General features: G+C 58.4%; 8 protein-coding genes, 1 other RNA gene and 1 pseudogene. All 10 read left to right on the top strand.

All coding sequences use genetic code 11. From position 1 onward, the window contains the following. Positions 1-180: 180 nt before the first annotated feature. Complete coding sequence (locus ACZZ0A_RS00385; protein ID WP_122595216.1) at positions 181-1,875, top strand: lactate permease LctP family transporter; 1,695 nt, start codon at positions 181-183, stop codon at positions 1,873-1,875. A 150-nt stretch (positions 1,876-2,025) separates the two neighbouring features. After that, entirely contained in the window at positions 2,026-2,850 is an 825-nt protein-coding gene (locus ACZZ0A_RS00380; protein ID WP_007915202.1) for a (Fe-S)-binding protein, read from the top strand. Beyond that, on the top strand, positions 2,847-4,301 hold the full coding sequence (locus ACZZ0A_RS00375) for a LutB/LldF family L-lactate oxidation iron-sulfur protein (RefSeq protein ID WP_463542381.1): 1,455 nt from the start codon (positions 2,847-2,849) through the stop codon (positions 4,299-4,301). Before ACZZ0A_RS00380 ends, ACZZ0A_RS00375 begins: the two co-directional genes overlap by 4 nt. Further along, positions 4,301-4,972 carry a LutC/YkgG family protein gene (locus tag ACZZ0A_RS00370; protein WP_007949611.1) on the top strand — a complete coding sequence of 224 codons (672 nt, stop codon included), beginning with the start codon at positions 4,301-4,303 and terminating at the stop codon, positions 4,970-4,972. Before ACZZ0A_RS00375 ends, ACZZ0A_RS00370 begins: the two co-directional genes overlap by 1 nt. Next, the gene (locus ACZZ0A_RS00365) at positions 4,969-7,779 is read left to right on the top strand and encodes an FAD-binding and (Fe-S)-binding domain-containing protein (RefSeq protein WP_463542380.1); all 2,811 of its coding nucleotides are present in this window, start codon (positions 4,969-4,971) and stop codon (positions 7,777-7,779) included. Before ACZZ0A_RS00370 ends, ACZZ0A_RS00365 begins: the two co-directional genes overlap by 4 nt. 130 nt (positions 7,780-7,909) lie before the next feature. After that, positions 7,910-8,188, top strand: coding sequence for a hypothetical protein (locus ACZZ0A_RS00360; protein WP_463542379.1), 279 nt, complete (start codon positions 7,910-7,912; stop codon positions 8,186-8,188). A 96-nt stretch (positions 8,189-8,284) separates the two neighbouring features. Further along, positions 8,285-8,673: a transfer-messenger RNA gene (ssrA, locus tag ACZZ0A_RS00355) on the top strand. Positions 8,674-8,860: 187 nt separating this feature from the next. Further along, positions 8,861-10,117: an integrase domain-containing protein gene (locus tag ACZZ0A_RS00350; protein WP_463542378.1), complete on the top strand. Its 1,257-nt coding sequence runs from the start codon at positions 8,861-8,863 to the stop codon at positions 10,115-10,117. A gap of 949 nt (positions 10,118-11,066) precedes the next feature. Then, positions 11,067-12,047: an integrase domain-containing protein gene (locus tag ACZZ0A_RS00345; protein ID WP_463544071.1), complete on the top strand. Its 981-nt coding sequence runs from the start codon at positions 11,067-11,069 to the stop codon at positions 12,045-12,047. Beyond that, positions 12,044-12,310: pseudogene (locus ACZZ0A_RS00340) on the top strand (hypothetical protein); the annotation flags it as partial. The gene ACZZ0A_RS00345 and the pseudogene ACZZ0A_RS00340, both read left to right, overlap by 4 nt. Positions 12,311-12,431 lie beyond the last annotated feature (121 nt).

The following is a 12,431-nucleotide window of genomic DNA, read 5'->3' as shown; positions in this document are numbered from 1 at the left end:
CAGTTGCCGAAACCGGATCAGATGCGATCTGCACCGCTTGTTCGACAAAAGTTTTAGGGCGGCAAATTGACACACCGCCATCAAGGCTTTTACCCTAGCCAACAGCGATTGTAAATTGGTCTTACCAATTATCCAAGAACGCTGACAGTGCCTGACCAACAACAATTAGGGGCCACCCATATGCAAACCTGGCAACAGCTCTACAGCCCGCTCGGCAGTCTCGGCGTGTCCGCACTTGCGGCCGTCATTCCCATCGTTTTCTTTTTCCTCGCGCTGGCGGTGTTCCGCCTCAAAGGCCACGTGGCCGGGAGCATCACCCTCGCCCTGTCGATTGCCGTAGCGATCTTCGCGTTCCAGATGCCGGTCGACATGGCGTTCGCCGCCGCCGGGTATGGCTTTGCCTACGGTCTGTGGCCGATTGCCTGGATCATTGTCGCGGCGGTGTTCCTCTACAAACTGACGGTGAAAAGTGGTCAGTTCGAGGTCATTCGCAGTTCGGTGTTATCGATTACTGACGACCAGCGCCTGCAAGTGCTGCTGATCGGTTTCTGCTTCGGTGCGTTCCTGGAAGGTGCCGCCGGTTTCGGCGCGCCCGTGGCGATTACTGCCGCGCTGCTGGTCGGCCTGGGCTTCAACCCGCTGTACGCCGCCGGCCTGTGCCTGATTGCCAACACCGCGCCGGTGGCGTTCGGCGCCTTGGGGATTCCAATCATTGTTGCCGGCCAAGTCACCGGCATCGACGCGTTCAAGATCGGCGCTATGACCGGTCGCCAACTGCCACTGCTGTCTTTGTTCGTGCCGTTCTGGCTGGTGTTCATGATGGACGGCCTGCGCGGCGTGCGTGAAACCTGGCCGGCTGCATTGGTCGCGGGCCTGAGCTTCGCCGTCACTCAGTACTTCACGTCCAACTTCATCGGCCCAGAGCTGCCAGACATCACTTCGGCACTGGCCAGCCTGATTTCCCTGACCCTGTTCCTGAAAGTCTGGCAGCCGAAACGCGCCGCCGGCCAACACATCGCCGGTGCCGTTTCCGCCTCGGTGGTGACTGCCAGCGTCGGCGGTTTCGGTCAAAAGCGCACCACCGTGGCTTCGCCATACAGCCTCGGGGAAATTTTCAAAGCGTGGTCGCCGTTCCTGATTCTCACTGTGCTGGTGACCATCTGGACACTGAAACCTTTCAAAGCGATGTTCGCCGCCGGCGGCTCGATGTACAGCTGGGTGTTCAACTTCGCGATCCCGCATCTTGACCAACTGGTGATCAAAACCGCACCGATCGTGGCTGCTCCAACAGCAATACCCGCGGTGTTCAAACTCGACCCGATTTCCGCGACCGGCACGGCAATTTTCTTCTCCGCGCTGATCTCGATGCTGGTACTGAAGATCAATTTCAAAACTGGTCTTACCACTTTGAAAGAAACCTTCTACGAACTGCGCTGGCCAATCCTGTCGATCGGCATGGTGCTGGCGTTCGCCTTCGTCACCAACTACTCCGGCATGTCTTCGACCATGGCCCTGGTATTGGCCGGAACCGGCGCGGCATTCCCGTTCTTCTCGCCGTTCCTGGGCTGGCTCGGCGTGTTCCTCACCGGCTCGGATACCTCGTCCAACGCCCTGTTCAGTTCGCTGCAAGCGACCACCGCACACCAGATCGGCGTCAACGACACCCTGCTGGTGGCGGCGAACACCAGCGGCGGCGTGACCGGCAAGATGATCTCGCCACAATCGATCGCCGTGGCCTGCGCCGCGACCGGGCTGGTGGGCAAGGAATCGGATCTGTTCCGCTTCACCCTCAAGCACAGCCTATTCTTTGCAACGATTGTCGGTCTGATCACCTTGGCTCAGGCTTACTGGTTCACCGGCATGCTGGTGCACTAAACCTACAAGAAACACAGAAAAAACCGACGCCGGTTCGTGATGCCGGCGTCAGCAATTCACAACCCGGTCTGTAAGGCTGCTGAAAGCAACGCTCTCTATATTCAGCAGCCTCAGCGGACGGATAACCGGGACCACCCGGAGACACGCCTGATGAGCGAGCTTTTTTATAACGCCGTGCCAAACGCGACCCGCGTGGCACCGCCACTGCCCGAACCTCGGCAATATCCCAGCGAGAAACCGTCGCGGGTCTACCTGTTTGGCACGTGCGTGGTCGACCTGTTCTACCCCGAAGCCGGGATGGACGCGATCCACTTGCTGGAGCGTGAAGGGATCCGGGTCGAGTATCCGCAAGGGCAGAGTTGCTGCGGCCAGCCGGCCTACACCTCGGGTTACACCGAGCAGGCACGGACGGTAGCGCGCTCGCAACTGGCGCTGTTTGCCGGAGATTATCCGGTGGTGGTGCCGTCGGGTTCCTGCGCCGGCATGCTGCGCGAGCATTACGCCGACTTGTTCAAGGACGAGCCGGAGACGTTAAAACAGGTTCAGGCCCTCGCGGCCCGCACCTATGAACTGGCCGAATTTCTGCTGTTCGTCTGCAAGGTGCAGCTCAAGGACAGCGGCGAACCGGTCAAAGTCGCGCTGCACACTTCGTGTTCGGCACGTCGCGAAATGAACACCCACCTGCACGGTCGCGAGTTGTTGGCGCAGTTGAGCAACGTGGAACGGGTCAACCACGACCACGAAAGCGAATGCTGTGGCTTCGGTGGGACATTCAGCGTCCGTATGCCAGACATTTCCGGCGCGATGGTGGCTGACAAGACCAAAGCGTTGAAGGATTCCGGCGCGCACAAGGTGTTGAGCGCCGACTGTGGCTGTTTGATGAACATCAACGGCGCATTGGAGAAACAAAAAGAAGCGCTACGCGGGCAACATCTCGCCAGCTTCTTGTGGCAACGAACCGGAGGTGCGCAATGAGCACTTCCGCGATTATCCCTACGGTCGCCGTAGAAGAAGATTTCCGCACCCGGGCACACAATGCCTTGGGTGATCAGCAGCTGCGGAACAACTTCCGCACTGCCATGGACTCACTGATGGCCAAGCGGGTAGCCGCTTTCAGTGATGCCCACGAAAGAGAACATTTGCGCGCACTGGGCAATTCGATCAAGGCCCGCGCGCTCTCCAAGCTGCCCGACCTGCTCGAGCAACTGGAACAGAACCTGACCCGCAACGGTGTGACAGTGCACTGGGCGGAAACGGTGGACGAGGCCAATGGCATCGTCTTATCGATCATCCGCGCTCACGAGGCACGGCAAGTGATCAAGGGCAAATCGATGGTCAGCGAAGAGATGGAGATGAACCATTTCCTCGAGGCTCGGGACATTGAATGTCTGGAGTCCGACATGGGGGAGTACATCGTCCAGCTCGACCACGAGAAGCCTTCACACATCATTATGCCGGCGATCCACAAGAATGCCGGTCAGGTCGCGTCCTTGTTCCACGACAAACTTGGCGTGGAATACACCAAGGACGTTGACCAACTCATTCAGATCGGTCGCAGAGTCCTGCGGCAGAAATTCTTCGAAGCGGACATCGGCGTCTCCGGCGTCAACTTCGCCGTGGCCGAAACCGGCACCCTGCTGCTGGTGGAAAACGAAGGCAACGGGCGCATGACCACCACCGTGCCACCAGTGCACATCGCCGTCACCGGCATCGAAAAGGTTGTGGAAAACCTGCGCGACGTGGTGCCGTTGCTGTCATTGCTGACACGTTCGGCGCTGGGTATTCCGATCACCACTTACGTCAACATGATCTCCGGCCCGCGCAAGGCACACGAACTCGACGGCCCTCAGGAAGTGCACCTGGTACTGCTCGACAACGGTCGCAGCCAGGCTTTCGCCGACAGTGAATTACGCCAGACGTTGAACTGCATCCGCTGCGGCGCCTGCATGAACCATTGCCCGGTCTACACCCGCGTCGGTGGTCACACCTATGGCGAGGTGTATCCCGGGCCGATCGGCAAAATCATCACCCCGCACATGGTTGGCTTGGCCAAGGTTCCGGATCACCCGAGTGCCTCTTCGCTGTGCGGTGCCTGCGGTGAAGTCTGCCCGGTAAAAATTCCGATTCCGGCGATCCTGCGGCGTCTGCGCGAAGAGAACGTCAAAGCCCCGGACAGCCCGAATCAAGTGATGCGCGGTCAGGGCAGCAAATATTCGCGCAAAGAACGCTTCATCTGGAACGCCTGGGCGAAACTCAACAGTTCTCCGACGCTGTATCGGTTGTTCGGTTTCTTCGCCACGCGCCTGCGTGCGCTGACCCCGAGCAACGTCGGCCCGTGGACGCAAAATCACAGCGCGCCGAAACCCGCCGCGCGCTCACTGCACGACATGGCCCGCGAGCATCTGGCCAAACAGGGAGACCGCTGATGAGCGCCAAGCAAAATATCCTCGGCAAGCTGCGGAAAAGTCTGACTGGCACCACGCCGATTGCCGACAACTTCGATGTCGATCTGGTGACGCAGCCCTACACCTACACCGCCGAACAACGCATCCCGCAACTGCGCAAATTGATGGAAGCGGTGCACACCGAAATCCACCTGACCTCGGGCGAAGCATGGCCGGCGTTGCTTGCGCAATTACTGCGCGACCGTCAGTTGCCGAGCCTGTTGATTGCACCGACTACCGCGCACGGGCAGAAAATCACACAGCACTGGGCGAACAATCCTGATCTGCCAGCACTGAAATCCTACGACCGGCCGATGGAAGAGTGGAAAGCCGAGCTGTTCAACGACACTCCGGCGAGTCTCACCGGCACCCTCGGCGCGATCGCCGCTACCGGCAGCTTGATCATGTGGCCGACCCGCGAAGAACCGCGTTTGATGAGTCTGGTGCCACCGGTGCATTTTGCCCTGCTCAAGGCCAGTGAAATCCGCGACAACTTTTATCAGGTGCAGCAGGAATTCGAATGGGCGCAAGGCATGCCGACCAACGCGTTGCTGGTGTCCGGCCCGTCGAAAACCGCCGACATTGAACAAGTGCTGGCCTACGGCGCCCACGGTCCGAAAGATCTGGTGGTTCTGATTCTGGAGGACCAATGACGCTTCCGGCTAATTTCCTGCGTGATGCGCAGCAACTGATTCCGGCTGAACGCCGCTTTGACGATCCGTTATCGACTCTGGCCTTCGGCACCGACGCCAGTTTTTATCGACTGATTCCGCAACTGGTAATCCGCGTCGAATCGGAGGACGAAGTCGTGGCCCTGCTGAAGCTGGCTCAGCGCGACCATGTTCCGGTGACGTTCCGCGCGGCCGGCACCAGCCTGTCCGGTCAGGCGATCAGTGATTCCGTTTTGATCGTGCTTGGGGATAACTGGAACGCGCGGGAGATTCGTGGCCAAGGCACGCAAATCCGTCTGCAACCGGGAGTGATAGGCGCACAGGCCAACGCTTGGCTAGCACCGTTTGGACGCAAGATCGGCCCGGATCCGGCCTCGATCAACGCCTGCAAGATCGGAGGCATCGTCGCCAACAATGCCAGCGGCATGTGCTGCGGTACTGCGCAAAATACCTATCACACGCTGGCCGGCATTCGGCTGGTGCTGGCCGATGGCACGCGACTCGATACAGAGGACGCTGCGAGTGTCGCGGCATTTCACACCAGCCACGGTGATCTGCTCGAACGCCTGGCGACGCTGGGCCGCGAGACCCGCGCCAATGCCGAACTGGCTGCACGAATCCGCCACAAATACCGTCTGAAAAATACCACCGGCCTGTCGCTCAATGCCCTGGTGGATTTCGATGAGCCTGTGGATATCTTGAGCCACTTGCTGGTCGGCTCCGAAGGCACCCTCGGCTTCATCAGCGCGGTGACTTACGACACGGTGATCGATCACCCGAACAAGGCGTCGGCGCTGATCGTCTTCCCGGATGTGGAAACCTGCTGCAACGCCGTCACCGTACTGAAGAGCCAACCGGTATCCGCCGTAGAACTGCTGGATCGCCGCAGTTTGCGTTCGGTGCAGGACAAACCGGGCATGCCTGCTTTCGTACAGCAGCTGTCGAACAATGCCTGCGCGTTGCTCATCGAATCCCGCGCCGCGTCTTCTACTTTGTTGCAGGAACAACTGGCGCAAATCATGGCGTCGCTCAGTAGCTTCCCGGTGGAAAAGCAGGTCGACTTCAGCGAAGACCCTGTGGAAAATGCCAAGCTCTGGGCCATCCGCAAGGACACCTTCCCCGCTGTCGGCGCGGTGCGCAAAACCGGTACCACGGTGATCATCGAAGACGTGACTTTCCCCGTCGAACAACTGGCCATCGGCGTGAATCGCTTGATCGAGTTGTTCGACAAACATGCCTACGACGAAGCGATCCTTTTCGGACACGCGTTGGAAGGCAATCTGCACTTCGTCTTCACCCAAGGCTTCAACAACCCGGAAGAAGTCGCACGCTATCAAGCGTTCATGGACGATGTCGCGCAACTGGTCGCGGTGGAATTCGGAGGCTCGCTGAAAGCCGAACACGGCACCGGGCGCAATATGGCGCCGTTCGTGGAACTGGAATGGGGCAGCGACGCTTATCAACTGATGTGGCAACTCAAACGGCTGCTCGATCCGAACGGCATTCTCAACCCGGACGTGGTGCTCAGCGAAGATCCACAGATCCATCTCAAGCATCTGAAACCGCTGCCGGCGGCCGACGAGATTGTCGATAAGTGCATCGAATGCGGTTTCTGCGAACCGGTCTGCCCGTCGAAAGGACTGACCCTGAGCCCGCGCCAGCGCATCGTCATCTGGCGCGATATTCAGGCGAAAAAACGTGCCGGTGTCGATACCCGCGAACTGGAAAAAGCCTACGAATATCAAGGCATCGACACCTGCGCCGCGACGGGGCTGTGTGCGCAACGCTGTCCCGTAGGCATCAATACCGGTGAGCTGGTGAAAAAGCTCCGTGGCCGACACGCGACGCATCAGAAAACCGCTGACTGGATCGAAGGAAATTTCGCCAAGACCCTGCAAGGCGCACGCTTCACTCTGCACGTGGCCAACGGCGCGCGGATGATGCTCGGCGCACCGCGTCTGGCAAAACTTTCGGCAACGATTACGCGCCTGTCCAAGGGCCAGGTGCCGTTGTGGACGAATGCGATGCCGCAACCGGAGAAAGCGATTCGCTTCAGCCCCAGCGTGTCGGACGAACGTCCGCGTGTGGTGTATCTCGCAGCGTGTGTCTCGCGAGTCATGGGTCCGGCGGCGGGTGATAAAGAGCAAATGTCGCTCTACGACAAAACCCGTGGATTGCTGGAAAAGGCCGGCTACCAAGTGGTCTTCCCGGACAATCTGGACAACCTTTGCTGCGGTCAGCCCTTCGCCTCCAAGGGCTACGCCGAACAGGCCGAGCACAAGCGTCAGGAGTTGATCAGCGCCCTGTTGCACGCCAGTCGCGGCGGACTTGATCCAATCTATTGCGATACCAGTCCGTGTACGTTGCGCCTGGTTCAGGACGTAGGAGAAACCCGTCTGGATCTGTACGACCCGGTGCGCTTCATCCGTACGCACCTTCTTGATCGACTGGACTTCACTCCGCAAGACGCACCGATTGCCGTACACGTGACCTGCAGCACGCAGCATCTGGGCGAAAGCCAGGCGTTGATCGATCTGGCGCGCAAGTGCAGCAATAACGTGGTGATCCCGGAAGGCATTCACTGCTGTGGGTTTGCCGGCGACATAGGCTTCACCACGCCGGAGCTGAACAGCCACTCGCTGCGCACGCTAAAGGATGCGGTGCAGCATTGCAGCGAGGGGATTTCCACCAGTCGCACCTGTGAGATCGGCCTGACGCAACACGGCGGAATCGACTACCACGGGCTGGTCTATCTGGTGGATCGCGTGACCCGGGCGAAGGCCTGCTGAAGAAAAATAGAACCCTTGAGTTCGACTGTAGTCCACAGAATAACCCCGACTGATCGGGGTTTTTCTTCCATACGGTTGCCCGTCCTGACGGCCAGCGAAGTCTGGACCCACTCGGTTCAAGGAGATACACATGAAACGTTCTGTACTGTTAGGTCTGTTCGTTACTGCATCGATGATGGTTTCCACTTCGTTCGCCGCGGACAAGCCTGCTGACCTGTGTGATGCGAATATTCAAACCATTCAAAGTGGCAAGGCGCAGTTGTCTGCGAACCCAGAACTGAGCCAGCGCGCTGAAGCCAGTGTGACCAGAGCCCAGTCGCTCAAGGCCGAGGGCAAGATCGATGACTGTGTTGCGGAAACCTCGCAAACCATCGTAGAACTGCGCAAAGCCACCGGCACCAACAACTGATCAGCGTCCCGGCCAACCTTCGGGTTGGCCTTGCGGGCTGATTGGCGTACACTGCGCAGGCTTGTTGCTCAAACAGATGTACTGAGCAATGAGTTCGGGGCCGTTTAGGATTCGACGCCGGTTGCGAAACTTTAGGTGCATGCCGACTTGGTAACAGAAGTCGTAAATCCACTGTTGCAACTACTTATAGTTGCCAATGACGACCAATACGGTGTTGCTCTCGCTGCTTAATTGCAGCTGACAATGCTCCTGGTACCTTCGGGTCCAGCAATCATCAGGGGATGTCTGTAAACCCAAAATGATTGTCATATAGAACAGAATCGCCGTGCAGTACGTTGTGGACGAAGCGGCTAAAACTTACACAACTCGCCCAAAGCACCCTGCCCTTCGGGTCGCTGAGGGTTAACTTAATAGAAACGGCTACGCATGTAGTACCGACAGCGGAGTACTGGCGGACGGGGGTTCAAATCCCCCCGGCTCCACCAAATGATCAATCAAAGACGTCCACGGACGTCTTTTTTTGTGTCTGCGATCCAGCAAATACGCGGTCTCCAGCGCTTTTGCGGTCTTTTGAGAGTTTTTGAGTTCCAACCGTTCGGGTATTCCAGGAGGTATTCCACCTCACCCGGTGCTAATCTTTGGAATACCGAATCAGTGCCTGAGGAGAATCTCATGCCTGCTCAAAACCTCCGCCTCTCCGATCGACAGCTCAAGGGAGTCAAACCCGCGTCCAAGGATTATGTCCTCACGGACGGTGACGGTTTGCAGCTCCGCGTACGCAGCAACGGCTCATTGCTGTGGAATTTCAACTACCGCGAACCGGTGACCAAGAAGCGCATCAACATTGGCTTCGGGACCTATCCCGAACTGTCACTGGCGAATGCACGAAAGCTGGCAGTCGATGCGCGCGAGCTGCTCGCCCAGGGCATCGATCCGAAGGTGCAGCGCAATACGTTGAATGAAGCCAAGCGCGCAGAAACGGAACACACCTTCGAGAACGTGGCCACCGCCTGGTTCGAGCTCAAGAAAGACTCGGTCACCCCGGCCTACGCCGAGGACATTTGGCGGTCGCTCACGCTGCACGTGTTCCCCGACTTGAGAACGACACCACTTACGAAAATCACCGCGCCAATGGTGATCGCATTGCTTCGTCCAATCGAAGCGAAAGGCAGCCTGGAGACGGTCAAACGTCTTAGCCAGCGGCTGAACGAGATCATGACCTACGGCGTAAACTCCGGACTAATCTTCGCCAACCCGCTCAGCGGCATCAGGGCAGTATTCAAGAAGCCCAAGAAAGAGAATATGGCTGCGCTTCCGCCCGAAGAACTCCCCGAGCTCATGCTGGAGATCGCGAACGCCAGTATCAAACGGACCACCCGTTGCCTGATCGAATGGCAGTTGCACACGATGACTCGCCCCGCCGAGGCGGCAACTACTCGCTGGACAGACATCGACTTCGAAAGGCGTGTCTGGACAATCCCTCCAGAGCGGATGAAGAAGCGCCGCCCACATAGCATCCCGTTGAGTGATCACGCTGTCGCACTGTTGGAGTCACTGAAGACTCACAGCGGCCACCGCGAATACGTCTTCCCGGCAGACAGGAATCCACGCACTCATGCCAATAGCCAAACGGCCAACATGGCGTTGAAACGCATGGGCTTTCAGGACCGCTTGGTCAGCCACGGCATGCGCTCTATGGCCAGCACCATCTTGAATGAACATGGGTGGGACCCGGAGCTCATCGAAGTGGCACTGGCGCACGTCGACAAGGATGAGGTGAGGAGCGCCTACAACCGAGCCGACTACATCGAGCGCCGGCGCCCGATGATGGCTTGGTGGAGTGAGTACATCCAGAAAGCCGCCACCGGCAGCCTGCTCGCCTCAGCGTACGGCCAAGTTAGAGACAAGAACGTGGTGCCGATCCGCTAGCTCTGTGCAGGCGCAATAATTGCCGCAACTACTGAACGTTCAAAATTCGGGGCAAGCAGCCTCGCTTATCCGCTTCTCAGCACGGGTCCTTCCAAACAGGGCTGCAAAGCCGCCCTGTTTGGAAGGACCTCACTTTGAAGAGCTAAAAGCAATCACGTTGTCCGGGGTTTGCCACGGAATTCCAGCGGTGGATAACCGCTCTTAAAGTCCAAAGTGGCGCTGAATTTCGAACCTTGACCGCGTTTATCCACAGGCGTAGAACTGGCCGTGCGAACGCTGTCGATGACAGCAACCCAGGTGGCCCGAACCTTGAAGGCCACGCCGCTGTCGCGGTGGTTCTCCCCCAAATGGCGATTCGCATCCGGCAGCTCGCCCGGTCACCTCCCCGGTGATGGATGCCTACTTCACATCTTGGCCCTCGTGCGCCAGACAACACCTCCTACTTCGCTGCCCTGCAGCAACTTATCCGCTTGGCCGAATCTTGCGCCAACCTGTGCCCGTCTCTTTCTTCTGGAAAGAGACGGGCACTTCTACCACTGCTGCAGCCCTCATCGCACTTGGTTTTGCGGCAATCCCCCTCGTGACAATCGGCGTGACAAACGCCGAGTCACCAGCAACAGCGCTGTAGATGATGGTGCCGCAGACCAAGGAATGGACTGCACCTGACTGACAGTCAGGCATGCCCCGGTCATCGCATTGCTGCGTTCACCCGGCTCAGGATCTTCAGGCGCTGGTCTCGTCAGCCAGTGCAGCCTCCACCCGCCCACCGGTAACGGTGCTCAGGAGGCCAGATCATGAGATGCCCTTGCTCCCGGTCGTAAGGAGCCGCCAGTCCCGCGTCAGTGGACACCCTCACAGGTCGCAGGGGCCTTGATCCCTGATAACACTCAGCATTCTTGGCGGGATGACGTGGGGCGAGGATAGGAGAACGAGCGATGAGGTGACCGACATGGCATTGGTGGGTAGACGCGATGGCCGGAATTTCGGCTACGGCAGACAACTGAGCTATGCAGGACCACAGGCACTGAAAGATATGTTTGGCGGTGGCCACTACGGCACGGTCAAGGCGCACTGTGATCGGTGGCAGGCATTCGTCAAATGGTGCCGTTCCGAACAGGGGCCCGGCATCAATGATGCGCGGCAAATTAATCGTAAGGTATTAGCGGACTATGCGGCGTATCTGCGCGACGTGGTTGGACGCGGTGACCTCGCCGTCAGCACCGCACAAAATCGGCTATCCAGCCTTAACAGAACCATGGCAGCACTTCGCGGTGATCAGTGCGTGAAATTGCCAAGTCCGAGCCAGGCGTTGGGTATGCAGCGCACCGGGGTTCGTCATTCGGTTCCGCAAGGCCAAGATCGCGAACAGGTTAAGCAGATCGTCGATGCGCTTTGCAACCAGCATCAGCTACGGGCCGCCGCGATTGTTCTGTTGGCGCGAGCTACCGGCATGCGCCTGCGTGAGGCCATCTTGGCGGAGCTACCACGGTTAAGTCGTGAAGCCGAACACTTAGGCAAGATCAACATCCAAGACGGCACCAAAGGTGGCCGGGCCGGTGCTTCGGCGCCTCGGTGGATTAGGGTAGATGAACACATTCGAGATGCCTTGGCATTTGCAGCGCAGGTATCGCCGGCGGATAGCCGCAACCTGCTTGCGCCTACCGAAAGCTATCGGGACGTTCTGCAAGGAATCGCCCGGCTCGCTCGGGAGGTCTTGCACGCTAACAACCTGAAGGGATTTCACGAGCTGAGGGCAGCTTTTGCATGCGAGCGCTATGAGCAGGTCACCCAGCATTCTGCGCCTATCAATGGTGGGCGGTGCCACGTCATAGAACGGAGTCTTGACTGTGAGGCTCGCAAGCAGATCAGCCGAGAGCTCGGGCATGGCCGGATCGATGTGGTTGCTGCTTATATTGGGGGGCGGGTATGAGCAAAGAGTTTGATATGGAGGTTTTCTTGGCTGGCGTGTTGATTGGATCGTATGCGACACGGCAGCGGCATTTGCGACAAGCAAGGGTTATCCAGGCTGCAATAGCTGAGCGGTGGCAGCGGGAAACACCTTAGGGTTGGAAGCGGAAGCATTTGGAATGGTTCCTCAAGCATCGCTTGGAGCAGCATAGTGGGATCACTCGATATTATTATCTGCTCACCGTCAAATTGATCGTTCGGCGCTTGAAAGCGTCATGGCAGTTCGTCCTTTGCGCACATGTAGCTCCCATCGAGATCGAATACCATCAACGTAAGCTGCCCGCCAAAAAGTGCAGTAACCGGCACTAAACAGTCATCGCGGATCTGTAAAACCGAAGGCGAGTCA

The organism is Pseudomonas sp. AC242, assembly GCF_979258655.1.
The sequence above is the reverse complement of the archived record's forward strand: the minus strand, read 5'-3'. Positions and strand labels throughout refer to the sequence as shown.

Bases quoted from the DNA above. Each gene is read 5' to 3' on its own strand.
- ACZZ0A_RS00385 (WP_122595216.1), top strand. From the start codon at position 181: ATGCAAACCTGGCAACAGCTCTACAGCCCGCTCGGCAGTCTCGGCGTG.
- ACZZ0A_RS00380 (WP_007915202.1), top strand. From the start codon at position 2,026: ATGAGCGAGCTTTTTTATAACGCCGTGCCAAACGCGACCCGCGTGGCA.
- ACZZ0A_RS00375 (WP_463542381.1), top strand. From the start codon at position 2,847: ATGAGCACTTCCGCGATTATCCCTACGGTCGCCGTAGAAGAAGATTTC.
- ACZZ0A_RS00370 (WP_007949611.1), top strand. From the start codon at position 4,301: ATGAGCGCCAAGCAAAATATCCTCGGCAAGCTGCGGAAAAGTCTGACT.
- ACZZ0A_RS00365 (WP_463542380.1), top strand. From the start codon at position 4,969: ATGACGCTTCCGGCTAATTTCCTGCGTGATGCGCAGCAACTGATTCCG.
- ACZZ0A_RS00360 (WP_463542379.1), top strand. From the start codon at position 7,910: ATGAAACGTTCTGTACTGTTAGGTCTGTTCGTTACTGCATCGATGATG.
- ACZZ0A_RS00350 (WP_463542378.1), top strand. From the start codon at position 8,861: ATGCCTGCTCAAAACCTCCGCCTCTCCGATCGACAGCTCAAGGGAGTC.
- ACZZ0A_RS00345 (WP_463544071.1), top strand. From the start codon at position 11,067: ATGGCATTGGTGGGTAGACGCGATGGCCGGAATTTCGGCTACGGCAGA.